The sequence below is a fragment of the Paenibacillus brevis genome (assembly GCF_018919145.1).
In the GTDB taxonomy this organism is placed as follows: domain Bacteria; phylum Bacillota; class Bacilli; order Paenibacillales; family Paenibacillaceae; genus Fontibacillus; species Fontibacillus brevis.
On record NZ_JAHLQJ010000005.1, the window covers coordinates 1 to 25743 of the forward strand.

At 49.9% G+C, this 25743-nt stretch carries 29 protein-coding genes; 6 read left to right on the forward strand and 23 right to left on the reverse strand.

Annotation, left to right across the window (positions count from 1 at the left end):
• Window positions 1-229: 229 nt before the first annotated feature.
• From KQJ23_RS06915 to uptA, 4 genes are all read right to left on the reverse strand, one after another.
• Entirely contained in the window at window positions 230-613 is a 384-nt protein-coding gene (locus KQJ23_RS06915) for a hypothetical protein (RefSeq protein ID WP_044482212.1), read from the reverse strand.
• Window positions 614-1104: 491 nt separating this feature from the next.
• Window positions 1105-1731: an MBL fold metallo-hydrolase gene (locus tag KQJ23_RS06920; protein WP_216478123.1), complete on the reverse strand. Its 627-nt coding sequence runs from the start codon at window positions 1729-1731 to the stop codon at window positions 1105-1107.
• A 1-nt stretch (window position 1732) separates the two neighbouring features.
• Window positions 1733-2302 carry a thioredoxin family protein gene (locus tag KQJ23_RS06925; RefSeq protein ID WP_216478125.1) on the reverse strand — a complete coding sequence of 190 codons (570 nt, stop codon included), beginning with the start codon at window positions 2300-2302 and terminating at the stop codon, window positions 1733-1735.
• 1 nt (window position 2303) lies between these two features.
• Entirely contained in the window at window positions 2304-2918 is a 615-nt protein-coding gene (gene uptA / locus KQJ23_RS06930) for an undecaprenyl phosphate transporter UptA (protein WP_216478127.1), read from the reverse strand.
• 156 nt (window positions 2919-3074) lie between these two features.
• Between uptA and KQJ23_RS06935 the strand changes: the two genes are divergently transcribed.
• Window positions 3075-3386 carry a dehydrogenase gene (locus tag KQJ23_RS06935; protein WP_430522287.1) on the forward strand — a complete coding sequence of 104 codons (312 nt, stop codon included), beginning with the start codon at window positions 3075-3077 and terminating at the stop codon, window positions 3384-3386.
• On the opposite strand, the gene KQJ23_RS06940 is transcribed toward KQJ23_RS06935, so the two are convergent.
• From KQJ23_RS06940 to yyaC, 5 genes are all read right to left on the reverse strand, one after another.
• Window positions 3383-5626, reverse strand: a complete 2244-nt coding sequence (locus KQJ23_RS06940; RefSeq protein ID WP_346779359.1) for a tetratricopeptide repeat protein — start codon at window positions 5624-5626, stop codon at window positions 3383-3385. The genes KQJ23_RS06935 and KQJ23_RS06940 overlap by 4 nt on opposite strands.
• 180 nt (window positions 5627-5806) lie before the next feature.
• Window positions 5807-6973: a class I SAM-dependent methyltransferase gene (locus KQJ23_RS06945; protein ID WP_216478130.1), complete on the reverse strand. Its 1167-nt coding sequence runs from the start codon at window positions 6971-6973 to the stop codon at window positions 5807-5809.
• A 21-nt stretch (window positions 6974-6994) separates the two neighbouring features.
• Entirely contained in the window at window positions 6995-7654 is a 660-nt protein-coding gene (locus KQJ23_RS06950; RefSeq protein WP_216478132.1) for a DUF6483 family protein, read from the reverse strand.
• Window positions 7655-7682: 28 nt separating this feature from the next.
• The gene (locus tag KQJ23_RS06955; RefSeq protein ID WP_216478134.1) at window positions 7683-8471 is read right to left on the reverse strand and encodes an alpha/beta fold hydrolase; all 789 of its coding nucleotides are present in this window, start codon (window positions 8469-8471) and stop codon (window positions 7683-7685) included.
• A gap of 310 nt (window positions 8472-8781) precedes the next feature.
• Window positions 8782-9321 (reverse strand): spore protease YyaC, encoded by a 540-nt coding sequence (yyaC, locus tag KQJ23_RS06960; RefSeq protein ID WP_216478135.1) that lies wholly within the window; start codon window positions 9319-9321, stop codon window positions 8782-8784.
• A gap of 149 nt (window positions 9322-9470) precedes the next feature.
• On the opposite strand from yyaC, the gene KQJ23_RS06965 reads away from it, so the two are divergent.
• On the forward strand, window positions 9471-9704 hold the full coding sequence (locus KQJ23_RS06965; protein ID WP_216478137.1) for a DUF1128 domain-containing protein: 234 nt from the start codon (window positions 9471-9473) through the stop codon (window positions 9702-9704).
• 16 nt (window positions 9705-9720) lie between these two features.
• Here the strand turns inward: KQJ23_RS06965 and KQJ23_RS06970 are convergent, their stop codons facing one another.
• Both KQJ23_RS06970 and KQJ23_RS06975 read right to left on the reverse strand, forming a co-directional pair.
• On the reverse strand, window positions 9721-10440 hold the full coding sequence (locus KQJ23_RS06970) for a pirin family protein (RefSeq protein ID WP_216478139.1): 720 nt from the start codon (window positions 10438-10440) through the stop codon (window positions 9721-9723).
• A 102-nt stretch (window positions 10441-10542) separates the two neighbouring features.
• Window positions 10543-11547 (reverse strand): asparaginase, encoded by a 1005-nt coding sequence (locus KQJ23_RS06975; protein WP_216478140.1) that lies wholly within the window; start codon window positions 11545-11547, stop codon window positions 10543-10545.
• Between the two features lie 185 nt (window positions 11548-11732).
• Here KQJ23_RS06975 and KQJ23_RS06980 point away from each other — a divergent pair, with 185 nt between their 5' ends.
• The 3 genes from KQJ23_RS06980 (at window position 11733) to KQJ23_RS06990 (ending at window position 12846) form a co-directional block, all read left to right on the forward strand.
• Window positions 11733-12179: a YtxH domain-containing protein gene (locus KQJ23_RS06980; protein ID WP_216478141.1), complete on the forward strand. Its 447-nt coding sequence runs from the start codon at window positions 11733-11735 to the stop codon at window positions 12177-12179.
• 80 nt (window positions 12180-12259) lie between these two features.
• Window positions 12260-12580: a DUF5665 domain-containing protein gene (locus KQJ23_RS06985; RefSeq protein WP_212939846.1), complete on the forward strand. Its 321-nt coding sequence runs from the start codon at window positions 12260-12262 to the stop codon at window positions 12578-12580.
• A 41-nt stretch (window positions 12581-12621) separates the two neighbouring features.
• Window positions 12622-12846: a hypothetical protein gene (locus KQJ23_RS06990; protein ID WP_216478142.1), complete on the forward strand. Its 225-nt coding sequence runs from the start codon at window positions 12622-12624 to the stop codon at window positions 12844-12846.
• Between the two features lie 44 nt (window positions 12847-12890).
• Here KQJ23_RS06990 and KQJ23_RS06995 read toward each other — a convergent pair whose 3' ends face one another.
• The 11 genes from KQJ23_RS06995 to KQJ23_RS07045 form a co-directional block, all read right to left on the reverse strand.
• Complete coding sequence (locus KQJ23_RS06995) at window positions 12891-13862, reverse strand: magnesium transporter CorA family protein (RefSeq protein WP_216478143.1); 972 nt, start codon at window positions 13860-13862, stop codon at window positions 12891-12893.
• A gap of 13 nt (window positions 13863-13875) precedes the next feature.
• Window positions 13876-14649 carry a sigma-70 family RNA polymerase sigma factor gene (locus tag KQJ23_RS07000; protein WP_216478144.1) on the reverse strand — a complete coding sequence of 258 codons (774 nt, stop codon included), beginning with the start codon at window positions 14647-14649 and terminating at the stop codon, window positions 13876-13878.
• Window positions 14646-15089, reverse strand: coding sequence for an anti-sigma B factor RsbW (gene rsbW / locus KQJ23_RS07005; RefSeq protein ID WP_216478145.1), 444 nt, complete (start codon window positions 15087-15089; stop codon window positions 14646-14648). Before rsbW ends, KQJ23_RS07000 begins: the two co-directional genes overlap by 4 nt.
• A 16-nt stretch (window positions 15090-15105) precedes the next feature.
• Window positions 15106-15444, reverse strand: a complete 339-nt coding sequence (locus tag KQJ23_RS07010; protein ID WP_216478146.1) for an STAS domain-containing protein — start codon at window positions 15442-15444, stop codon at window positions 15106-15108.
• Between the two features lie 59 nt (window positions 15445-15503).
• Window positions 15504-17168, reverse strand: a complete 1665-nt coding sequence (locus KQJ23_RS07015) for a response regulator (RefSeq protein ID WP_216478147.1) — start codon at window positions 17166-17168, stop codon at window positions 15504-15506.
• 18 nt (window positions 17169-17186) lie between these two features.
• Complete coding sequence (locus KQJ23_RS07020) at window positions 17187-18053, reverse strand: CheR family methyltransferase (protein WP_216478148.1); 867 nt, start codon at window positions 18051-18053, stop codon at window positions 17187-17189.
• Between the two features lie 57 nt (window positions 18054-18110).
• Window positions 18111-21779 carry a response regulator gene (locus KQJ23_RS07025; protein WP_216478149.1) on the reverse strand — a complete coding sequence of 1223 codons (3669 nt, stop codon included), beginning with the start codon at window positions 21777-21779 and terminating at the stop codon, window positions 18111-18113.
• Window positions 21776-22948 carry a SpoIIE family protein phosphatase gene (locus tag KQJ23_RS07030; protein WP_216478150.1) on the reverse strand — a complete coding sequence of 391 codons (1173 nt, stop codon included), beginning with the start codon at window positions 22946-22948 and terminating at the stop codon, window positions 21776-21778. The genes KQJ23_RS07025 and KQJ23_RS07030 overlap by 4 nt, the downstream gene beginning before the upstream one ends.
• 186 nt (window positions 22949-23134) lie before the next feature.
• Complete coding sequence (locus tag KQJ23_RS07035; protein WP_044482237.1) at window positions 23135-23476, reverse strand: YflT domain-containing protein; 342 nt, start codon at window positions 23474-23476, stop codon at window positions 23135-23137.
• Window positions 23477-23558: 82 nt separating this feature from the next.
• Complete coding sequence (locus KQJ23_RS07040) at window positions 23559-24092, reverse strand: hypothetical protein (protein WP_216478151.1); 534 nt, start codon at window positions 24090-24092, stop codon at window positions 23559-23561.
• Between the two features lie 65 nt (window positions 24093-24157).
• On the reverse strand, window positions 24158-24658 hold the full coding sequence (locus KQJ23_RS07045; RefSeq protein ID WP_216478152.1) for a DUF948 domain-containing protein: 501 nt from the start codon (window positions 24656-24658) through the stop codon (window positions 24158-24160).
• Window positions 24659-24887: 229 nt separating this feature from the next.
• On the opposite strand from KQJ23_RS07045, the gene KQJ23_RS07050 reads away from it, so the two are divergent.
• On the forward strand, window positions 24888-25052 hold the full coding sequence (locus KQJ23_RS07050) for a DUF1328 domain-containing protein (protein ID WP_216478153.1): 165 nt from the start codon (window positions 24888-24890) through the stop codon (window positions 25050-25052).
• A gap of 86 nt (window positions 25053-25138) precedes the next feature.
• Here KQJ23_RS07050 and KQJ23_RS07055 read toward each other — a convergent pair whose 3' ends face one another.
• The gene (locus KQJ23_RS07055) at window positions 25139-25711 is read right to left on the reverse strand and encodes a hypothetical protein (protein WP_216478154.1); all 573 of its coding nucleotides are present in this window, start codon (window positions 25709-25711) and stop codon (window positions 25139-25141) included.
• Between the last annotated feature and the right edge of the window lie 32 nt (window positions 25712-25743).

The window sequence follows — 25743 nt, forward strand, 5'->3', positions numbered from 1 at the left end:
GTGCCAAAAGGCATTAAAATCCACGGCTGGAGCCGGGCCGAGCACATTTTAGTGCCAAAAGGCATTAAAATTCGCTGCCGGGGCCAGGCTGAGCTTATTTAAGTGCCAAAAGGCATTAAAATTGCGCCGACGTGGCTGGGTGGAACGAATTATATGTATAGAATAGGGGCCCCTTCGTCACCCACGTGACTTTGAAAGGGCCCCATTCATCATATTAGAAGCTTCAATTCTATATCCATGCCCGCAGATTAACTTGCTTAATAAACTCTGCCGTAGACATAGCTTCCTTTGTTGGTTCCTTCTGCTCATCCACATCATGGTCTTCACCATTTAACACATGCAGAAACAGCTTCTCGTTATGCGTAGCCAATGCGTAATCAATTAACGCTTCCTGCAGCGCCCGTTCTGCTTCCCATTCTATCAGCACTGCTTCCGATTCGACATCTTCGGCAGGAACATAATAGTTCCGTCCTGTCTTCGGAGAGCGGATCACATAATCAAAAGCATTATCCGGATTACGGTCATAAGCAATCACGTAACCATATTCCCCAACAGGAAGATTCTGCTCAAAGGCATCACCGACGAATACAATCTTTTCTCCCAACTGTAGCATCGTCTTCCTCCCTGAAATTAAAATGAGTGTTCAAAAAGTCAGATTTTCAGCGCCGAGAAGATTGGATAAAGCCAGGACTGAGCAGCGGAGCTACACGTTTTCGAAGAAAACAACTTCGGAAGCATGCGCTTGGCAAAACCTGCGTGAGTCAAATGCTTTCAAAGGAAAGGCATGCCCCGCAAGCAATGGCTCGGACGGCCCGGCTGAATTCAAGATTCGACGTCGAGTCTGCTTCATGATCTACTTCGCGATCAAAAGATGACTTTCAGAACTACCTCTTAAAGTTATTATATAATCCTACTAAAAAAAATAAAGAAGGGCAACTAGTCAAAAAAAAGAACGCAAACCGGGACAGGCCGCAGCTTGCGTGCTTCGCAAAGGTTACAATTAATTAATGATTAAATATTAGCAAAGCGCTGACAGCTTGTCCAGCCTTTTTGCATTTTTTGCACAGAAATTTGTTGTAAATGCAGAATACCCGTCGAGAAAGCTTAAGATACATAAGGATTGTTCTGCTTCTCAAACCCGATCGTCGTCGTTGGGCCGTGGCCAGGATAGACCTTCGTGCCCTCAGGAAATTTGAATAATGTGCCTCTGATCGAGTTATACAAGTCCGCCTCTCTGCCTCCTGGCAGATCGGTACGGCCAATGCTCATTTTGAACAGGCAATCACCCGAGAATAAATGCTCTCCGCACAAGAAGCTTACACCCCCAGGGGAATGTCCCGGTGTATGAAATACTGTAAACTCATGCCCCGCCAGCTTCAGCTTCTGACCTTGCCCCAGATCATACTCGGCCTCAGTCGTCGCGATCGGAACGGTTACATTAGGCCAGAGCAGGGAGCCATTAAGCTTAGGGGTTGTAAGCCATTCCGCTTCCGAAGGATGGAGGTAAACCGGACAGCCTTTCAGCTTCCGGATTTCGTCCACTCCTCCAATATGGTCGAAGTGGGCGTGCGTCAGTAAAATTGCTTCTATCTCGATATCCTTGATCCGCTTAATCAGAGCGCCAGGGTTCATGCCAGGATCGATAATAATCGCCTTCTGCTTATCCTCTCCATAGATCAGATAGGCGTTGGTCTGGAGCGGGCCAAGCGAAAAGCTCTCTACATTCAACATGCTAGATTAACCCGGAGATCAATTTGCGCAATTCGGTTACGACCGATCCGTTCACTCCGGCTCCTTCCTCATACTTCACAGCCATCGCTTTCCGGACTTCGCCGATCTTCACATCGTAATCCGGTGCCTCCCGGTCGGGATTCTGACGCTTGAACTCAATCATCAGCGCCTGTACATGCTCCGGTCTTGGCCCCCATTGGCCCAGTACCTGCCCCTGGTCGTCGGCAAAAATGATGATCGGAACGGAACGTCCTCCGTTCGTCAGGAAATGCTCCATAAGGTCCTGATGCTGCTCCAGAATAAATACCTCCACCGTTAAGCCCGAAGCTTCAAGCACTTGAAAGACGACGGGTACACTGCGCACCACATCCCCGCACCAATCCGCGGCAAGAATCAGTACGCGCAAATTACTCTTGCCTTGCAGTCCCTCAAAAAAGACAAGGTCTTCTTCACTCTGCCAAGCAAATTTGTCATAATTGGCTTGAAAAGCCTCCTTATTCTTCTGCATGCCCTCCATAAATTGAAGAGGCGTTATTCCAGCTCCGAACTTATACGCAACATTTACACTCATATTAGGCATCCCCTTTCTTTTTTGAAGCTCCGTACCATTTTACGAGAATATACACAATGAACAATGCCGCGGCAACCAGCAAAATCGGAATAACAAGCGGGCCAGCCTTTTCATCTACATGCTGCCAGCCTTCACCCAGCTTGAGTCCCAGATAGACAAACAACACGGACCAAGGAATAACCGCGAGCGTTGTCAGCGCGACAAATTTACCCAAAGGCATCTTGGCCATCCCGGCGGGAATAGAGATCGCATGTCTGGCCACCGGAATAAATCTAGCCGTAAAGATCACGCCAGGACCATATTTTTCGAACCATGTCTCCGAGACATCGATATGCTTCTTTTGAATTAAAATATATTTGCCGTAGCGCTCCAAAATGGGTCTTCCTCCATAACGCCCGATCCAGTAAATAAATATTTGAGCAATCACGCCGCCGACGACACCGAAGATGACAGCCCCTATAAAGTTAATATACCCGCCGTAGACTAAATAGCCGCCATAAGCCAAAACAATTTCGCTCGGAATGACTTCAATCATCAGTCCGAACATAATTCCAAAATACCCCATCTGCTGAATCCACTCCAACAGCACGCTAATCACTTGATTAATCCATTCCACTGCGATTGCCCCGCTCCCTGATTTCCTTTTTCACCAGTCTATTCTATCACAGCCCGGGACATGCATTCTACTTAAGCAAACGAATCCCATTTAGCTTGAGGGAATGTGCCCTTTCAACATTCAGAGGCATATGCTGAAGAGAAGGAGGGAAGCAAGATGATGCCCAAACCCGGGAAACACACTTCACCGCTGCCCACGCCCAGAAAAATCCGCCGCAGCTGCAGCAAGGAGCTGTATCGCACAATCAAGCGGCTGGACACTTATATTCCGGAGGAGCGTATTCAGCAAGGAGAAGCTCTATATTACCGCAAGGTCATCGGCAATCTGCTATGGATCGCGGAAAATATAAGCAATCGGCGGCTGCTCGCCGACTGGTGGGATGAAGCCGTTAGTGCAGAGCTCGCCAAGCTGTGGCAGGTGGACCGAGAGAATCTATCCAAAGCCTTCCGGTCCGCATTTGGCGGCTAATGCGGACCAGGCTGACTGGCGGAATCTGAACCGGGACTCATTCGTAAAGCCGGCAGCGACTCTCTCATTCTCCGAAACTGCTCGCCAAGCCGTGCCACTGTCTCCTCTCTTCCGAAATCCAGATCATTTCTCCGCCAGGGCCCTCCCGCTGTGAATTCCAAATAACGATCGTAAAGCTCCGCTCCTGCGGTGAGCGCTTGCCAGGCAGCCTGCTGCTGTGATTCCCGGTCTGCCATCGTCATTTCTGCCAGCCGGGAGGCTTCCGACAGTGCGGCAACCCATGTCTTATTACTATAGCGATTCAATTCCGTTGCCCGCCGCAGATGCTCCAGAGCGGCCAAATCTCCGCTCCCGGCAAGCAGCTTGCCAAGCGCCAGTTCAAGCTCCGGCTGCCCTCGCTCATAGCTGAGTCCGCGCTGCAGCCAGACGGCGGCGCCTTCCGCATCGGAGCGTGCAGCAAGGGCAAGGTACAGCCCGGGCCTTGCGGGAGCCAAGGCGCTCGCCTGCCGGAGCAGCTTCTCTGCTTCTCGTGGATGCTGAGCCTCTATGGCAAGAGCCAGTTGCTCCCGCCGCAGACTCACTGCTTGTCCAAAGCACAAGACGGCGGCGCAGAGCAACACCAGTACAGCGGCGCCGGGCAGCAGAATACGAAAGAAGCGAATACTTCGGGAATGAGCCAGCAGGACAAGCCGATACATTAACGAATGCGTGAGCAGGCGTCGCCACCTCTGTGGCAGTAACGAAGTTTCTTTCGATGAAGTAATTGGGGCCTCGGCCTTGGCCCAGCGGAACAGCCAGATGAGCAGAAGCCAGATCAGACCATAGCTAAGGTCGAAGTCGATGAGGCTGTGAAGCAGGAGGAGCAAGACGCTGGGCAGCAGCCGGCAGCGGCTCTGGAAGGCGGAGCGCAGAGCCGGGATGATCCAGGCGAGCGGCACCAGCAGGCCTGCAAGCCCGAGATCCAGCAGCAGGTCGAGATAGCCGCTGTGCACCTCGCTGCCCGTATATGGGCTGCTCTGCACGCTGCGATAGACGCTGCGCCAGGTGTCCCCGCCCTGGCCGAGCCAGGGCGCACCGCCGATGAGCCGCAGGGCATCGGCATACATGTCGCCGCGCGCGAGCAGCGTCGCGGCGCCCGTAAGGCGCTGCGGCAACGCCTGCAGCGCGGCGGGCCGTGCCGCCGCCAGCGCCAGCAGGCCTGCGGCTGCGGCGAGGGCGGCAACACCGGCAGCGCAGCGCTTGCCGGTGATACAGCGCAGTGCGCGCGGGCCTGCGGCGGCGAGCGCTGCGCTGACTGCGGCCCAGCCGCCGAGGACGGCGGCAAGGGCCGCAAGGCCCTGCAGTGCGGGCGGGGCCAAGCCCGCACGCATGAGCGGCGCCGCCAGCAGAGCGCCGGCGCCAAGGGCAGCCGCGCTGTGCAGGGCGAAGCGCAGCCGCTCCCCGCGGCGCAGCAGGAGGGCGGCGACGGCCCAGGCCGCCGCAAGCGCCGCGAAGGCGCCGCGCGACTCCGTCAGCAGCAGGCACAGCGCAAAGGCCGGTGCCAGGGCACCGGCTCGCTGCCCCTGCCAGCGTCCCGCGCGGCTGAAGGCCTGCCGGGGCAAGGCGGCAAGGGCGGTCAACCGCTCCAGCAGCGCAGCTCCCATCACGGCTCCGAACGTATTCGGATACTGGAGCAGACCGCCAAGCCTTGCCCCGGCAGCAGCCACCTCGCGATCCGCTGTGCGCAGGATCGCGCCAGGCCACGGCAGGCAGCCATAGACGACGGCCAGTGACGCAAGCGCCAACAGGCCCGTGGCCAGCAGCCAGCCGGACTCCAGAAAGCGGGCAGCCCTTCTTCCTCCGGAAGAGGCTGCCTGTAACGCGGCTGCATAACCCGACGCGAACAGCCAGAATACCGCGGACAAAATAGTCGCTTGTACAGAAGCAGGTTCGAGGCCCAAGTGCAAGATATAAAGAACAGCTAGAGCAGTTGGAGCCAGAACAGCTGGAACTGGAGCCGCCTGACGCAAAGGAGCCGTCATCGGCTCGGATTGGCGAACTTTTGGAGATACTCTCGAGCTTTTTTGAATCCACCTAAGCGCAATAATGATTGTCATCCCTGTCATCCAGAAGGCTATAAGCAGAAGGGTCGCGCTATCCTCAAGAAAGAACATTCCGCCCAATGCGCAGGTGGCAAGCAGAGTAAATACGAGTACGGATCTTAACCCCGCAACAGCCCATCCGCCCTCTCCCGTCCCCATCTTTATTCCCTCCCATTTCTCACACCTTATTTCAGAAACCACGCAAAAAAAGCCAACACTATAAGTGTTGACTTCCTGCTCCCGGAACAAACCGGGATCCTCTAATGATTGCAAGTAGCGGCATGAGCCGGCATCCTGGTAACGATTATCTCTTAACCAGATTCCTATGCCCGATGACAATTACATCATGGGAAGCAAATCGCGGCAGGCCCGTTCCAAATAGGGGGAAGCCCCGAGGAAATCCCGGAACACCATGTATTCCTGCCATAATCTGTCGCGGTCTCCGCTTTCCGATCGAACCGCACGGATCAATATATTTTTCGGGGTATGTTCCATATCAATGAACTCCAGCAGCTGCGTCTTGTAGCCCATCAGATCAAGCAGCTTGGCCCTAATCGCATCGGTTGCCAGTGCCGAGAAGCGTTCCTTGAGAATGCCATGCCCCAACAACGGGTCTAATACAGGCTGCTGAACCTGCTCGAACAACTCATGCTGACAGCATGGTACCGAGAGAATGACGGAGGCGTCCCAGCGGATTGCCTTTTCCAGTGCCGCATCGGTTGCCGTGTCACAGGCATGCAGCGTAACAACCATATCTACCCGCTCTAATTCATCATAGTCCGCAATATCGCCGACAAGAAACTTCAAGTTTTGATAATTCAGCTTTTTCGCCAGCGATCCGCAATGTTCGATGACATCCGCTTTCAAGTCGAGTCCGACAATATTCAATTCTCTTTTCAACTCGATCGACAAATAATGATATAAGGCGAAAGTCAGATAGGACTTGCCGCAGCCGAAATCAATGATAGTTAGCGGACGGTCGGCCGGTAAATGAGGGAGCACATCCTGAACCATTTCTAAAAAGCGATTGATTTGACGAAACTTGTCATATTTCTTGGCAAGCACTTTGCCTTCCGAATTCATGATCCCCAATTCTACAAGAAAGGGTACAGGTATACCCTCATCGAGGATATACCTTTTGGTCCGGTTATGGGTAAGCTCCCCGGGCTTTTTAGTAGCTTGCTTTTTAAGGATGGAAACCTTGTATTTTTTGCTGATCAGGATCTGGTAATCAGCTTCAGACGTATAGATTTGCGCTTGACGGAAGGTCTGCTCGAATAACGGCATTACCTGTCTGCTCAATGAGCCTGCCGGAATATTCTCATGAGTAACCTTGTTTTTATAATGATAAGTCAATTGGTAATTCAGCTTCTGCTTCAGCAGGACGGGCTTAATGACGACTTTGGTGTAGCTCTCCTCATCAGCTTTGCGCTGCTGGCTTAATATAGCCGTAATCAAATGCCCCTGCTGGTCCGTATGCTCTAATAATTCAATCAGCTTGTCCAATCATATCACGCTCGCTTTCTCTTACACTTGATGCTCCCAGGCGGCCAGCCAGGCCAGTTCTCCCTCTTGCACCTCTTCCGGCGGAAGCCCTCCCCGGATCAGTTCTTCCGGAGAGAGGAGAGAGAGTCGCCGGTAAAAGAGGATGCCTTCCTCTTTGGTGATGGCCTTGCTCTTTAATAACCGATAAAGTGTATCCTCCGCCTGATCATACCTGCGAAGTTCCTCCTGATAGTCCAGAAGCAGCCGTTCAGTATCAACGGGCAGCACATAAGGCTTCAGCAGAATGCGCAGGTCGTCTACAGAAGCCTCCAGATTCCATAATTCCCGCTGGGTACCGTACTGGCTGGCAGCCAGGAAAAGATGAAGGGCTTTGATCTGTCTGCGAATTCCCTGATCAGGATCTCCGGAGGATAGAAGGATATCGCCCTCCTCCTTGACCAGCTTGGCCAAGCTTTGCAGCTTATCGGATTCGACGGATCCTCCCGATCTCATCAGTTCAACAAGATCTCTGGCAGACAGCCCTCCGATCAGGTCCGAGTTAAGTCTGAACAAACGCCGATACAGATCATCGATCTGCCAGAGGGCATCGATCCATTTACGCTGCTGCTTCAGGTCAAATATCTTTCCGATCATTTCCGTCATTTCTTCAATCATACGAACCAGATAGTCCTTGCGCAGCATAAGCTGTCCATCCTCCCAAAATCGGCACTTATTGAAGCCCGCTCGCAAACTCCCTGATGATATCGGCGAGCCGCTGCGGTTCTTCATACATACTCATATGTCCAGCCTCATGAATAACTGCCTTGGTAACATGCTCTTTATCTGTTGTGAAAGTTCTTTCCGGAGGGATAATGCCGTCTTTCCCTCCGGCAACAAGAAGCACCGGAATCGGAGCAGAGGAGAGCACATCTCTGCGGTCTTCCCGTTCACGCATCGCCATCGCCGCTCCAACAGCTCCTTGCGGCGGTGTTTTATAGCCAAGTTCCTTCACACGGTCAACAGCCGCAGACAGCTTATCCAGCGACTTCGGAGCAAACAGACCGGGAACCAGCCCGTCAATAAAGGGGGTAATCCCTTCGGAGTTAATGGTCGCTATGGCCTTTACGCGCTTTTCTTTAGCTTCATCACTGTCCGGATATGCGGTGGAATGAACAAGGCCAAAACCGCTGAGACGGCTGTTGTAACGTTGTGCCAGTGACAGAGCGATATATCCGCCCATTGAATGGCCGAGCACCGCATATTTCTCCACGCCAAGCTCTTCCAGCAACAAGGCAACATCGTCCGCCATTTGTTCTATAGTATACGCACCCAGCGGCGCATCCGAAGCTCCATGTCCCCGAAGATCAGGCATAATAACACGGAAGGAATCCGCCAACAGCGGAGCGACATTCTCCCAATAGGCCGAGCTTCCGCAGAAGCCGTGCAACAGGACGAGAACCTCTCCTTCTCCTTGCTCTTCATAAGCGATCGTCAAGCTGCCAACTGTCACTTTCTCCATTATGAGCCCTTCTTTCCTTTAAATTACTATTCATCTCGGATCAACTTGCACTATTAAAAGCATGTGTTCAAAAAGTCAGCTTTTCAGCACCGAGAAGGTTGCGAGAACCCGACGAAGGAGGAACGGAGTGTAGGCAAAACCTACAGGAGTGAAATGCTTCCAATGGAAGCATGCATCGTAAGCATTCGCTTGGACTTCGAGGGTGAACGCAAGATTCGATGTCGAATCACTCCCTTGAAATTCTTCGTGATCAAAAGATGGCTTTTTGAACTACCTCTAATATGGTTCTTTTCCATATCATTAAGCTTGATTAGCCTCTTTGAAACCCTTTGGCGGCCGCGAGCGCAATCTGCTCCGCCATCTGCATAACCAAATGAAGAGAAGTCATCTGCAACGTCCAGTAAGGCTTGGGACTATTAACATTGACCACAGCCGCCACACTGTAGTTGCCAACCGCCGGGAGCTTTGTCCCCACGGATCTTGCAGGGTACAGCGGCTGCTCCGATACAAGAAAGGAGCCTACCGAGGCTGGGGAACCGAGGCAAGCGTCGATAGCAATAATAATACTTTCCGGCGGAATATCGAGAATAAGACGCTCCAGGTTGGCCGCGTCGCAGGGATTTGGCATGGTTCCTATTACATAGTTGAAGCTAAGCTCCATAAGCCGCGAGCCTACCAACGGACCCAGCGCATCGCCGGAGGAGCGGTCGGTTCCCACACACAGAAAGACGACATGCTCTCCGTGGTGGCGCCGCCTTATTCCTTGAAAGAAGTCCGCCAGTTCGTCTCCGGATATTCTTTTGTAATCCGAGCCGGTTGCTGACAATTTGCGGTTATCGTCAAGCAGCATATTCTCCCCCTCTCCTCAAGCTTTTCCAATATGTAAGATAGTATGATTGTATCGCAAGAGATTAGGGACCGCAAAGCAATCGGTTGTGCGATTCAGTCAATAACATGGTACAATAGCCGGGATAATACGATGAAGGGAAGAAGTGAAGAATGGATTTAAGCCAGAGAAGCCAAGAAAATGTGGAGTATATGATTGAAGCCATCAAGACCAAGCTGAAAATGGCAACCGGTGCTGCAATGAACGCTTCCGCCTTCCATGTTGGCCAATATGATGACATTATGGATATTTACGAGCTCGTTATAAACAAAGAAAGGCTCAGCATCTCCGAGGTGGAGGCGCTGGCCCAGGAACTTGGTCATCTTCGAAATAACAGCAAAGCTTAAGCGACGAACATCCCGGTCAGGGCATCTCAATAATCAATAGTTCAGCCGGGTCTTCACCTGTTTTGCCGATACTGATTTCTTCCTTACTTTGAATGCGGGCCGCATCTCCAGGATGCAGAGAAAATGTCTGTTTGCCGCAACTGAAGTCTGCGTGTCCCGCTATCAAAAACAGGTGTATCCGGCGTCCGTCCGGTGACAGATGGACCGGCTTCTGATCCGTTAGAACCGGAGCATAGATCATGACGTCTTGACGGATCTGCAGATTCTCTCCTGTACCGGCATCGCTGCTGATGACAGGCTCCACCCTGCCAACCCGCTGCTCTTTCGGAAAGCATCTATGGCTTAACTTTGGCGCCAAGCCGCGATCCTCCGGCAAGAACCACATCTGCAGATATCGCACAGGCTTGCCGCCAACGGGAGCATGCTCCGAGTGGGTTACGCCCGTCCCTGCACTCAACACCTGAAAGCTTCCTTCTTCCAGCAATTCCTTACTGCCTGCGGACTCCAGCTTATGCAGCAGTTGTCCGGAAAGAACGTAGGTTACGATTTCCAGATCCTGATGAGAGTGAGACTCCAGGCTATGCCCAGGAGCCATCATATGATCATTCAGAACCAGCAGACAGCCAAAATGGGCATTCCCCGGGTCGTCATAGTCGGCGAAGGAAAAGCTGTATTCACTATGAACAGGGCCTTCTTTGGCCGTATGGCGCTCTGCGGAAGTTACAACTTTTATCATCCTGATCCTCCTACCTCTCTTTTAACCTCTGACTGGGATTTATATGTTTTTACCCCTATCGCCGTTCGGTTAATCAAGGCATCCAAGACATGGCTGACTACCCTATTCCAACAAAAATTCCGCTTCCGAGCTCCCGACCTCCCATCCTTCATCATTGTGAATGATCCCGCTAAATGATTCTTTCAGGCGCTGAAGAGTAACGGTATTTTGATACCCCAGCTGCCGCAGGATTTCCTGCACGATCAGACCCCATTCCTCCTCTGAACCGTCCATGATTTTAAAGGCGATTCCCAGACGTTCTTTGCGCAAGCTGAAGGCATAGACCCCTTTGAATCCGCCCTTGGCTACGATGTTATCGTCCTCCAGCAGCAGCGTATCAATACGGCCGCTTCCGCCTACCATCTCAGGATGCTTGTTCATCGCCGCTCCGATCGACCGGGCAGCCTCAGCCGTCTGCGGATCTTCAATCCGGTCCGGGCAGGCAAGCTTCATATATGCCGTTGCCAGCGAGGAGAGCGGCAAATTAAATACGGGTAATCCACAGCCGTCTGTGGCAAGCCGGATATCCTCGGCAGGATAATCAGCCAAATCCGCAAGCACCGCCAATATTTCCCTTTGAACCGGATGCGCGGGGTCGTTATAGTGTTCCTGCGTCATGCCGGCCATCTTGCAATAGGCCTGAATTCCAAGATGCTTACCGGAGCAATTATGATACAGCTTTCTTGAATCTCCTCCGTCACGCAGCAATTGAGCCCGTGCCTTTCTGTCCAACGGCAGGGCAGGAGCACACACCAATCCCTGCTCCTGCAGGCCGGTCTTCCGGAGCAGGCTCTCCAGGGTCTCCACATGGTGATGCTGGGCGCGATGGGAGGCTGTCATAATAGCAACTTCAGCTTCATTTAACCCATAATGCGGAATCAACCCGGCGCGAATCCCGGGTATCGCTTGAATCGGCTTGGCTGCCGAACGGGTAAACACCCGAAAGCGCGGATCTCCTGCCTGTTTCCTTATGGTTCCATGCTCATCAACAATACATATATGTCCATTATGGATGCACTCCAGCATGCCGCCGCGATATTCCTTCACAAGCAATGCTTCCCTTGTCATTCTAATCCCCTCTTTGCAGTGATGTACTCCATTAACTATCCGTCACTACAGTATAGTACAGCGCCCCTCCAATCGCCACATCCCTTTGTTTCACCCTATTCCCTCACGTTTATATACCAAGTAACAGCCTGTAAATATCAAGGCGCTATATTCATTAAATTTATATAAAAAAGGAGCGGATTTTCATGAACGAAGCGGAAAAAGAATATCCAGTGCATAGTAGTGCAACCTTCACGAAAGGACTTGTTATCGGTGCCTTGCTCGGCGCTGCCGCAGCCTTGCTGTGTGCTCCAAAGCCAGGACGCGAGCTTCGCAGCGACCTGTCCGAAAAGATTAGTGTCGCAACAGACAAAACGAAGGATCTGGCTGCGGTAGCATATGATAAGGGCTCGGATTTGGCCAAGACGGCCGTGTCCAAGACAACAGATCTGGCAAAGACCGTAAGTGACGGTGCCAGTTCAATCGTATCCAGCCTGAAGGAGGCTTCCTCGGATGTCACGGAAGATGTGAAGAAGGAAGCGAAGGAGGTATCCGAGAAAACAGAGGATACGGTAAAGGATTTGAAGGATGAAGCCAAAAAGACGGCTGACGAGACCAAGCGCGAATTGGGTTCATCATCTAACTCCCTGTAACGGGGCTGTCTTTAAAAGCGCCAGCTGCCGGCTGGCGCTTTATCATTTTACCGGCAAATCTGCCGCCCAGGAGGTATCCCATGGCCCAATTGAATCCCTATGATACAAAAGAACACCCCTTTGAGCTTCGGCATGAAGTCAAACGTCTGAACGGACGGCTGGATCAAATTGCCGATATGCTGGAAAAGTCGGAATTCAAGGATATTCTCGAAAATTATACGAATCCTAAAAAGCGTGTCATTTCTAACTTTATGGCAGGCATGTCCCGCGGGTTGGGATTAAGTATCGGCACCTTTGTTGTTCTCGGTTTGCTTGGGTGGCTGCTCTCCCTATTTGTGGATCTGCCGATGGTCGGTGACTACATCAAGAATTTACAGGATTACATTCAGTCGCAGCCTTAAGCTCCCCTGAATCTATTTTCAATGAAACGGAGGCCTCTCTGATGCGAAAACAGCCAGGCAAGGAAGAGATCGGCGCTTATACCGAGCGCCAGATTCGTGAAGCTGATCAAGGAGAGTATCCTGGGCATAAAAGCATCGAAACCGCTGAGAATGGCTCCATGGTGAATGATATGGAGGATTTGAAGCAATTAGGTGAGGATATGGAGGAGATGCATACCTCCAGCGAGGATCACAAGCAGGGAGTTCATGTTGATCCGGAACAGTAATTGCAAAAAACCTGAATCTCTGCCATAGGCGAGATTCAGGTTTTTTATACGTTTTCGTCTTTACTTTTTGCTTTTAGCAAATCACCGGTCCAGCCCTTGGCTCGAATCCAGAAGTACATCCCTCCAGAAAGCAACAAAATAATTCCGCACATCAACGCAAATCCGAAGGACCCTAAGTCGTCCCAAGGAAGACGCTTAAAATTCATTCCCCATAACGCTCCGATAACGGTGGCAGGAGTAAAGACAGAGGTCACAATGGTTAATGTCTTCATGATGTCATTACCGCGGAAAGCAGTCACTGCATCATCAATCGAGATAAGGGTATCCATCTCTTTCTCGTAATGCTCAACCAGCTCTTGCATCCGATTACCCCGATACAAAAAACGCAGGTAAATCGGACTTTCTTCAATCTCCTTCAAATAGGCTTCCTTTACTGCAGTAGCGATTTCCCTGCAGGGTACGAACAAATTCGACCAGTATAGGAGCTCAAAGCGAGCGGAGATAATTTGATCCAGCAAATATTTATGATTATTCTTCTGCATCGTTTCTTCAACTTCACGCAGCTTCTTTTCAAATTGATCCATGCCGGAATGCAAATAATGCATCAGCATTCGAATGATGACCAGCAGTCCTTCTGCAGCAAGCGGGGCGGATTTCAGCATATTCAGATGACCCTGCTGCTCCAGATGCCGTCTTGTCTCACCATCCAGGTTTATCGTAATCAGCTTGTCCTTGTTGACATAAAAATGAAGCAACAGGCAAGAATCTTTTTCTTGCATTTCTTCGGAATTTGTATAGAGCAGAGAACCGAACAGAACAGGTTCTCTGCCATCCGGGAAGCGAACCGTTAAATAATTGGTCTCCTGCTTTGAAATTATATCCAGCCATGTCCGGGTATCCGGATGATCCCGGCGCAATTGTTCAATCCCAGGGGAATCCCCCTCGTGGTCTTGGAGATCAAGCCATATCCAATCGTGATCTGTAGGGATTTGCTTCAGCGCGCTAATCTTCTCCAAAGCCAGTCTCACCTCAGGTAAATTCAGAATTGGACATGATCAGTTTCAGCTTCTCGGTTGCCCGTTTCTGAATACGGGATACACTCATTTGCGAGACCCCAAGCTTCTGGGCGATGGCCCGTTGGGACTGTCCCTCCTGGAACGCAAGGAGAAGTACTTGCTGCTCCTGATCCTTTAGTTGACTAAGCGCCTGTTGTAGATCCATGCGTTTTTCTACCGTATCGTAATCATCCGCCTCGGAGCTGATCAATTCGCCGAGCGTTGCGGCACTCTCCTCTTGAGATAACGGGGAGTCCAAAGATACGTAGTGATAGCATTCCCTTCCTGCCAGCACCTCCACAGTCTCTTCAGCTGACAGATCAAGAAATTCTGCAATTTCCTGCACGTTTGGCGATCGTTCCAGCTTAACGGTTAGTTCATCAATGGCCTGCTGAACCAACGCTCCCTTTTCCTTGATTCTCCTTGGCACCTGGATATACCAGGACTTGTCCCGCAGAAAATTTTTCATATGGCCAATCATGCTTTTCATGGCGTAAGGCTCAAAGGGAATGCCCATCTCGATATCATACTGTTGAAGCAAACGAATTAATGCCATTTGCCCCACCTGATATAAGTCCTCATAGAGATCCGGGCGGTTGCGGGCGATTTTCCCTGCCGCCATCTTGACCATGGGTTCATATTTTTTGATCAGGACGGTAGCAATTTCATTGTCCTTTGTCTGCTGGTATTCCCAGATCAGACTGGTTGATTCATTCATGGACTCAGGGGGAGTCACTTTATCGGTCATACCCTTTCCTCACTCTTCACGAGGCGCCTTGTCATAACTACCTTGGTGCCCTTACCGGCTTCGTTCACCACTGAAACGTCATCCATCAGTGCCTGCATTAAATAAAAGCCAAGTCCACCAATTTGCGCGTCGCTAAGATTCTTGTCATGCAACGCCGAGCGTTCTCCCCACGACTCAAAGCTCTCCCCTTCATCCTTGACCGTAATGGACAATGCCTCATTCTGAACTTCAAAGACAACTTCCATCATTCCGGCTCCATCCTTATAGGCATAGAGAACGGAATTATTACACGCTTCGGAGACAGCGACCTTCATGTCCTCTATCTCCTCGTAAGAAAAACCCATCTTTGATGCAATCCCGTACAGGTTTAGCCTTACGATATCGACGTACTCTGCATTTGCCGGCAAACTGATAACTATCTTCTGTACCTCATCAATCATGTGACTCTTTCCTTTCCTATTGGGTGTTCTCCTGAGCGGCAAAGAACTTTGCGATTCCTGTCATATCGAACAATTTCTGAATTTGATCGGGTACTTCTGTTACGAGAAATCCGGCGGCCATTCCATGTCTTGTCTTGAGAATGGACAGCAGAATACCAATGCCTGTGCTGTCGATGTACTTCAAATCCTTCAGGTTCATCACAAGGTCCTGCTTCTCATTTACAGCGAGAGGTTCCATTACCTGGCGAAAATCGGGTGCAACAGACAGGTCCAGTTCACCGCGCAGATACACGGTGCAGGTTCCATTCTCCACTTGCGACGTAGCGGTAAACTTTTCATTTTTATTCATATTCATAGACACTCTCTCCTGAAATATGTTTTCTTTATAGATAACCCGCCAAGCAGGGAATTGAATCAACCAATTCCTGCCTCTGCCTGAAAAGCATTGCTGTACTGAGTCAGCACAGTTTTGACAGAGCCTAGCTTTAACGGTTTGCTGATGTAATCATTCATCCCCGCCTCAATACAACGCTCCCGGGTACCATCCATGACATCCGCGGTCATAGCTACAATCCACGGACTCTTCCCCGAAACCATCTGATCGGCATAGGCTCTAATCTTTTTCGTAGCGCCAATCCCGTCCAGAATCGGCATTTGCAAATCCATAAAGATCATATCGAAGCCCTGTTCACTCTCAAGGGCCATTTGAACGGCCTGATGCCCATCTTCAGCGACCTCGGTCTCATACCCCAGCTTGCGCAGCATACTGACCATAAGCCGCTGATTGACCGGGTGATCGTCCACAACCAGCATCGTGCTTTTGGGCGAAGAGGATCTTTCGACAGCCGCCTCCAGCACAGCACACGAGGAATCATCCGTCTCTTCCTGAAAACGGGATACCTCGATGGTGAATACAAAGGTAGCCCCCTTCTCTTCCAGCAATTCAGCCCGAATACTTCCGCCCATCAGATGCACAAGAGTCTGGCAGATGGCAAGCCCCAGGCCTGTCCCGCCATATTTTCTCGTCATCGAAGAGTCCACCTGGGAGAAGGGCTGGAACAACCGCTCTACCTTGTCGGGAGCAATTCCAATGCCTGTGTCCTTTACTGTAAACTCGAGAATATGGCTATTCTCTCGGGTCTCATGCATGGTAACAAGCAAATAAATCCCGCCCTGATCGGTGAACTTGATACTGTTGGCAATCAGATTTATTAGCACCTGGCGCAGCCGCCCCATATCTCCGAACAACACCGGGGGGACCTGGTCATCAATGAAATGAACCAGTTCCAAGGCTTTTTTACCCGCTTCCACCGAAAAGAGGTTAATGACCTCCTTTATGACGGAATTCAACTCGAACGGAGTCTCTTCAAGCTCCATCTTGCCGGACTCCATCTTCGTAAAGTCGAGAATATCATTTATAATGGCGACCAAGGTATCCGCACTGTTGCGGATAATCTCGGCATACTCTATCTGCTCGCCCTTCAGCTCCGTCTCCATGAGCAGATCGATCATTCCGATGACTCCGTTCATCGGGGTCCGAATCTCATGGCTCATCATGGCCAGAAATTCCGTCTTGGCCTTAGCTGCAATCTCAGCCTCTTCCTTGGCCTGGACAAGCTCCTCATTGATTCGCTCAAGCTCCATCGTCTTCTGCTGGAGCAGCGCGCTCTGGGTCTTCAAACGCTGGTTCGTCAAATACATATCGACAAAAGCATCGATTTTAGAGCGGAGAATCTGCGGGATAAACGGCTTGACCATATAATCAATAGCCCCCGCGGAGTATCCGGCAAATAAATGCTCCGCTTCCTTGCTGTTCGCTGAAATAAAAATGATCGGTATGTCCTTCGTGCGGTCTCTTGCCTTAATCAGCTTGGCTGTCTCGATACCATCCAGTCCAGGCATCTGAACATCGAGTACAATGACAGCAAAGTCATCCTTGAGCAGGCGTCTCAAGGCTTCCTCGCCCGAGGTTGCTTTGACCAGTTCGTAATGCTCGCTTTCCAGAACCGCTTCCAAGGCCATCAGGTTCTCGGGACGGTCGTCAACCAGCAAGATATGAATGGACTCTTGGATTTCCATGGCATCCTCCCGTAGGGTTCATTTTATTTTCCGATAGATCTTCTCCACCCTGTCCAGCGGCTCATAACTATCTGAATACTCTGTAAAATGAAGAGACTCTTTCGATCCTAATACCAGAATGCCAAAATGACTAAGACTTTCGTGAAATAGCGAATGTACCCGATTACGCAATTCATCATCGAAGTAAATCATCACATTTCGGCAAAAAATGACATTGAACTCATTGAATGAGCGATCTGTAGCCAGATTGTGCTCCGCAAAAATCATGTTCTTGCGAAGAAACGGATTAAAAATGACGGAATTATACCTTGCCGAGTAATAATCCGAAAAAGAACGGGTGCCTCCGGCCTCCAAATAATTTTTCGTATACTGCTTCATTTTCTGGATGCCGAAAATCCCTTCCTTGGCGAGCTGAAGCGATCTGGCATTCATATCCGTCGCATAAATTCTGGATTTCTCATATAGCCCTTCTTCATGAAGAATGATGGCCGTCGAATACACTTCCTCACCTGTAGAACAACCAGCATGCCAAATGCGGATATAAGGATAGGTTCTGAGAATCGGAATGACCTTTTCCCGGAACGCTTTGAACAGCGGAGGATCTCTGAACATCTCAGTAACGGGGATCGAAAGGCTGTATACCAGTCTTTCGAAAGCATCCCGATCATGAAGCACCTTGTCCTGAAGTCCGGATATTGTTAATACATGCTCAGCATGCACCTGGTGCCAGATCCGCCGGCGCAGAGAAGGAAGAGCATAGTTGCGGAAGTCATAGCCATAAAGACGGTGAACCCCTTCCAATAACAGCTCGATCTCCAGAAGCTCTACCTCTTTGTCTACCGATGGTATGAATGTATCTATATCCGAAAAATCACTAGGTGCCATAAATTCATCTCCGATATTGATTTTCTCTTGCTACTACCCTTTACCCGTTCATCTCCATTACGAATACAACCACACGCGCATCAAGGAGAGAAGCTGATCGGTCTGTATAGGCTTCTTCACGTAATCGGAAGCGCCCGCCTCGATACACTTGAAGCGGTCATCCTTCATGGCCTTCGCGGTCAAGGCAATAATCGGCAGTTTGCTGAATTCCGGCATTTGCCGGATTTGCCTCATCGCCTCATAGCCGTCCATTTCCGGCATCATCATATCCATCAGGACAAGATCGATATCCCCGTTCTCCTGCAGCATTTCAATGGCCTCCCGACCGTTTTCAGCGTAAATCACATTCATCCGGTATCCTTCCAGCACACTGGAGAGCGCGAAGACATTCCGCACGTCGTCATCCACCAGCAGGATCTTTTTACCTTCAAACAGTTCTTCTTTATTGTGAAGCTTCTGCAGTATCCGCCGTTTATCCTCCGGCAAATCCGCCTCAACGCGATGGAGGAATAGCGTCGTCTCGTCCAGAAGCCGCTCCGGAGATTTTACGTCCTTAATAATGATAGACTCCGCATATTTCCGAAGACGGGTCTCCTCCTGTTTGTCCAGATCCTTGCCTGTATAAATAATGATCGGCAGATCCCGCAGATCCTCGTCGTCACGAATTTGATCAAGCAGATCAAATCCGGTAATATCGCTCAGCATAAGGTCCAGCACCATACAGTCATAGTGCTTCTCGCGCAATTCCTTGAGCGCCTCGCCGCCGGTTGATACGGCCGTAATGATGACATCGTCATGACCGATCAGTTCGATAATCGAATTACGCTGGACATCGTCATCCTCAACAACCAGCAGATGCTTCAGGCTCTTCTCCGTAAAGGACTCGATGTCGGTAAAGGCCTGCTCCAAATGCTCGCGGTCGGACGGCTTTCTCAGGAAAGCAATCGCCCCCATCATCAAGCCATGCTTAGCCTCATCCACGACAGAAATCACATGGACTGGAATATGCCGGGTTTCTGCATTCCCCTTTAGATCATTCAAGATCGACCAGCCATCGAGCACAGGCAACTGAATATCCAGAATGATCGCATCCGGAATGTATTCCTTGGCCATATTCAATCCGATATCCCCTTGAACTGCCACCAGCGTCTTGAAGCCGTGTGCGCGGGACATATCCAGCAGTATCTTGGCAAATTGAATATCATCTTCGACAATGAGCATCCATTTCCCGCCCGCTTCTCCAAGCTGGTCGCGATCATCATCCAACGGATTGTCAATGACAACCGGATGCTCAACAGGACGTGCAAAGCTGCTCTTAGGATAGAACGAGCTCACGGCCGGATTAGTCGTCACGGCCGCCTCCTGCTCGGCCAGAAATAGATGAGACGGCGCCTCTTTAGGCAAGTACAAGCTGAAGGTACTTCCCTCACCCTCTATAGAGGTGACGTCGATTCTTCCACCCAGCAATCCGGCAAGGCCTTGACTAATGGATAGCCCCAGACCCGTACCGCCGTATTTGCGGCTCGTCGTTCCGTCCACCTGCTGGAACGCTTCAAATATGATATCCATCTTATCCGAAGGAATACCGATACCTGTATCCTTGATCGATAGCTTCAAGTATTCCCGCTCCTTGTCCAGACCGTAGGGAAGCTCTTCTCTGCTTGCCGACTGAATAATTAGCGATACGGTCCCCTGCGTCGTAAACTTAAACGCATTCGATAGCAAGTTGCGCAATATTTGCTTCACCCGGTGTCCGTCAGTCACAATTTCCCTAGGGACGCTGCTCTCCACTTCGGTATACAGCTTAATATTTTTGCTCAATGCAACCGGCTCAAAGTTCTGGCTGACAAACCGCGTCATTTCTTCCAGCTTCACCGTCTCCCGGCTGATCTCCATTTTTCCCGCGTCAACCTTGGACAAATCGAGAATCTCATCGATCATCTTTAACAGATCGGCACCGGACATATGAATCGTCTGTGCGTATTCAATCTGCTTCTCGGATAGGTTATCCTCTTTATTCTCATATAGAAGCTGGGACAAAATCAGCAGGCTGTTCAACGGGGTGCGCAGCTCATGGGACATATTCGCCAAAAATTCAGACTTATATTTACTCGTAACTGCCAGTTGGGCGGCGTGCCGCTCCAATTCACTCTTGGTCTGCTCAATTTCCCTGTTCTTCTCTTCCACTTCTTGAACTTGTTCTTCAAGTGCTCTTGTCTTAGCAATTAATTCCGTATTAAAATGCTCCAGTTCCTCCTGTTGACGCTGGAGCAGCTCTTCCGAGCGTTTGAGCGCCACCGTCTGCTTCTCCATGCTTTCATTGGATCTGCGCAGCTCCTCTTGCTGGGATTGGAGTTCCTCCGACTGAACCTGTAATTCCTCGGTCAACGCCTGCGATTCTCGGAGCAGTTCCTCTACACGCAGCCGGCGGTTAATATTGTTCAGGATGATACCCAGGTTAGCTGCCAGCCCGGCTAACAATTCCTCCTGTACAATGGAGAATCCCTCAAAGCTGGCAAATTCCAGCACGGCCAGCACTTCATCCTCAAAGACCGCCGGGTAAATTCGAATATGGTTCGGAGCGGCTTCGCCAAGGGCAGAACGAACCGAGATATACTGTTCCGGAGCCTCATTTAACGAAATCGGTCTTTTATCCAGAGCAGCCTGACCTATAAGGCCCTCGCCAGTGTGAAAGGTCGGCGGCGCATCAAGCTCTCCTTGTCCCCCATAGGTAGCCATCAGCATAAGCTTGTCCGGATCCATATGTTCTTGCTTAAGATAGATGGCTCCATACAGCGCCCCTAACACAGGAGTAAACTCACTGATAAACATCTGCGAGACCTGTTGCAATGAGTTGACACCGTGGAGCAGTTCAGTTACCCGAGCCAAATTCGAATTCACCCAGACCTGATTTTGCTGCATCTCCAAATATTTCTGCTCAGCAGCCTGCTTCTCTTCCAGATCCTGAGACATCTCCTGGAAGATCACGGCTACCTCTCCGATTTCATCCTCGGTCCCCACGGGTACCCTCTGAATTGCACTAAGCTCGCCCCTGCCAAAATACTGCATCATGGCGTTCACGCTGCCGAGCCCGCGGGCGATGCTTGGCAATACCCACAGTATAATGGCAAGCCCAAGCAGCAGGCCGACGGCCATCGTAGCTGTAGTCAATTGAATGGAGCTATCATACGCCGCATTTGCAGAAGCGAGTGCTTCATCAATTTTCACATCATAAAAGTCTCTCATATCATTCAGTTTATCCAGCAAATTATCTTGAATGACTTGACCGTTCTCCAGGCGAAGCTTTATTGCCTGCTCATATTGCTCTTTCTGAAGCAACGCGATGACTTGGTTCTTGTAATCAGTAAAAAGTTCGATTTGCTTATCGACTTCCCCAATCAAACGCTGCTCATCGGTTCCGCTCATCTTGTTCCTGATCGAATCGTAATACCGGAAGGCTTCTTCCATCTTGCTTTCCAGCTTTGGAGTCTGAGATTCTATAAAGGAGACCTCAGGCTCCTGAAGAAGGTTAGTCAGAATGCGGGCTACATCATTGAATTCGCCGCGCATACTGGTTGCTTCTTTAATAATGGTATAGTGGTTTGAATACAGTACATCCAGTTCATCATTCATATACTTCAATCTGTCGTAGCTGATAAATGTCAGCACAAGCAGAATGGCCATCAGTGAACTGAAGCCAATTACAAGCTTACTCCTTATCTTCATCCTTGCTCGTTTCCTCCTTCTAATGTAATCCACACCATACATTTGTCATCTTCACGATCTTGAGGCTGTTCCTCTGCAAACATTAACTCCCTCATATCTTCCTTAGGAAACACATGATCTCCTGCCAGCTGCCGCTCCAGCCAATCCAATTGTTCTTCCTGGGTTCCTTCGACACTTTCGGTTAATCCGTCGGTATACAAGACCAGATGACCGTTTCCTTCATACGTAATCGTCTGTGTAGGTGCTTCAATTTTGTCGAATAGACCGACAGGCGGGCATACCGTCCCCAGCTTCACTACTTCCCCGTTCTCCTGATAGAACAAACCGGGAGGATGCCCTGCATTTACATAATCTATTTTTTTGTAGCGGGTATCAATAACCAGATAGATGGCGGTGAAATAGTACTGCACAAGTTGATTGTCAATATAGAGCATATTAAATCGCCGGTTCAGCTCTTGAATGACCTTCTCCGGTTCCACATAGGTGCTTACCGTGTCCTTCAGAACGGAAGCAATAAACATACAGAACAATGATGAAGAAATCCCATGCCCCATCATGTCCAGCAAAATCACGCCATATCTGCCCTCCCCTAGCGAATACCATGAGTAGAGATCGCCAGCCAGTTCAAAGGAAGGCTTATATAGTGCATCAATTTGGAAAAGCGGATCGGAAATCGGCGAGCTCAGCACTGCGTTTTGTATCAAGGCAGCCAGCTTTAGCTCCTCCTGAATTCTTTGATCACGCTCTTTGTGCCAATCTTTCTCCTGCTTCAGACGTAAAGCCGATCGGATTCTGGCCATGAGCTCCACTTTGTTAATTGGTTTCGTGACATAATCGACCGCTCCGGCATCCAGTGCTTCTGCCAGCTTCTTGGAATCGCCAACCGCTGTAACCATAATGACGGGTATATCCTTCATTCTCTCTCTCTGCTGCAGCAGACGGCAGGCCGAGATTCCATCCATCTCCGGCATCATCATATCCAATAAAATCAGATCCACATCTGACTTCGAGGCTGGACTTGAAAGGGGAACGTCATCGTAGTATCCCAATCGTGCCAGCATCTCTCCGGCCGAATTCATGGACTCCGTATTTCGGTAGCCCTCCTTCTTCAATATTTCGCGAATAATAATAATGTTGGTAGGATTGTCGTCAACGATTAAAATTTTCATATTCTTCTCCTCAAAATCACTTAAATAAAATAAGTTAATTCAAATTTCAGCACCCGCATCCATTTTCCTTCATTTTTGGTCTAATTTAGACAGTATAGATTAAAACGTAGATAAGGAATGGGGACTTGTCCCATTCCTTATCTATGCTTTAATCTGCTAAGTTATCGGCATGCTGTATATGCCTGATTATGATCTTCTGGCAATAACCAATACTTTGCCCAAGTCTAGTTCCTTTTCATAAAAAGCGGCTTCCGCCTCTGTAAAGCCCAGTGCTTCTATTGTCGCACGAAGCTCGTCACCGCGCGAACGGAATAAGTTGGCAATTGAAGTGAAGACGCCCTCTTCCTTGATCCCGATATCGCCTGCATCGGCAGCCTCGGTAATCCGGTCCGTCCTATCCTGATTATGGGCCAGTACATGAATATCTTCCTTGCGATACCCGGCAGCGTGAAGCTCGTGAACCGTCTCTACAGCCTGCACACCATTTTGTACAACTTTGGCATATGCTTTGTTATCGATTATGCTCATCGTTTCTCGCTCCTTTGTAGTTAAGTTCGAGTTCAACCTCTTCAAGAGAGGATATCCTTGAATCATTACCCATCCCTATTCCTCATGAAACAGTATCGTCGAACAGATCCGCCGCGATGATAGATCCCGAGTCATCGCGAAAAAGCTTAAGCGCTGAATATCCCCGGATATAGACATCCCCATCCTCAGCTATGAAATCCGGTTCGCCCAAATAATAGCGAAGCCAGAAATCTTTTAACGGAATGACAATCCCGTTCAGGACGATCTCGTCCGGCCGTCTATCTCTACTTATATAATAGATGCTTTCCTCATACATTCCGACTACGAGATCTCCGTACCGATACTCCGTAAATCCGGTATAAGGATCTTTAACTGCGGAATCCGCCTCACCCAATTTTGCAGTGACATCCTCGAGCCCATCTGCTAAAGAGATCCCGCCAAAGGTCGAGAACGTCTCCAGCTTCCCCGATATACCGCCATCCTGATCCGGCAGTATTGCCGGTTGTTTCCATAAAGCATGTTGAATATTAGATGAGGCTGCCGTCACATGCATGTCCGGCGTCTCCCCGGCCCAGGGGGAGAGAAGACTCCATAGAAGCAAAGCAATCTGTATCATTCTTCTCACCCTTTCAGTAAGTTTGCGGGACACGGGAGGCCATCATCACCTTACTGTTTCAACCGCTATCCGCGGTACTTTTGCCAGGCGCCGGCTGCAATGTCCACCCATTTCATCCAGCCAGGAACGGCGGCAGCGGATGAAGCCGGGGCAGCATAGGCTGTTGCCTGGGGCGGAATCTCGCTGCCCGTCACTACAGGCACCGTATTGCTGCTGACTTTGGATGGCTTGCTTTTGGAAGGACTTTTAATTTTATCAATCAGTGCAGTGGATACCTGCTTCGTTGCTAAAGTAACCTCATTCAGAATATCGCCGACATTCTTCACGGATTCCAGTACAGGATCAATTTGCTCCATCTTATGTTGAAGATCGCCTGTAATCTGATTGGCCTGTCTGACCACGCTCTTCACTTCATAGCTTAATTCATCGATCGTCTTCTGAACTTCCTGCAAGGTCTGTGTTGTTTTGTCCAATGAATGTTCGGCCGCTTTTAAGGTTTTGACCAGGAATACCACCAATACGGCAAAAGCCACCGCGATAACTGCAACACTAATTTCCCAAATCATTCAAGTTCCCCTCTTTCTGTCCGGTTTCTGCTTTCGTTAATGGATAGTTACCCTCACCCAGCAAGCCCGAAACAAACCAAAGTCCCTTGCTGCTCCAAGGTTTTCCAGTCTGTTTCAAGCCAAATTGCAGGGGTTAATGGTAGCTACAAGCTCGAGGGGCTATGTATCATTCAGCGGCCCCTAATATAATCACTATACCTTATTTTATTATGAAAAGGAGATGGATCTCATGTTGAGATGGGCTTTGATTTTTCTGGTAATCGCACTTATCGCTGGCATATTCGGATTCTTCAATATCGTAGCGGCTGCCGCTTCCATTGCTAAAATTCTATTCTTCGTCTTTATCGTTCTGTTCGTCATATCCTTGATTACCGGGCGCCGTCGATCAATGTAACATGTGAATTACCCGCTTCTTAGTTGATAAAAAGGCCTTGGCACACGCATATCGAGTATGCGGCGCCAAGGCCTTTTTATTGTCAATCATATTAATTTAAGATAACGAGCCACTTCAAGCCAATCCAGTGAGAACTTGAGCTTGATCGATTTGCCGAGAAAATCGATTTCTTGTACTTTGACCACATCAGGAAGATATTCCTGAAGATCAATCGTTACCGGTTCAAGCCCTACGGTCCCGGGAGGCAAGGAGATACCTTTTACAGCTACCGATTCCGGATAAAGTTCAAGCTGCCCCGAACTGTAGTTCAATCTAAAGCTGGCTGTAATTGCCGCATCAAGAAATCCCCGGGTCACATTGAGCTCGGAAGTGATCTGATTCCCGTAGAGCCGGAACTCCGCTCCGGTCACTTCCACAGGGAGTGTATGTTCGGCCAGATATTCAACAAGTTCCTTCTTGGCCAGCTGGTTCACTTCCTGTTCTGTAAGAATGATCTCCGCACGTCTCGTCTCGGCCATCCCTTGGAGCTTATCCTGCCAGGATACATTCGTATAGGACAAGGTATGCTGCTCGGTCGGCCGGATATAGAGTATTACGCTTGTGATGAGCACAACCAGCAGAAGAAGAAAAAGTCCGATGAATAGCCTGCTTTTCGACAATCGTAGTCCTCCCTCATTTAATTATTTTCAAT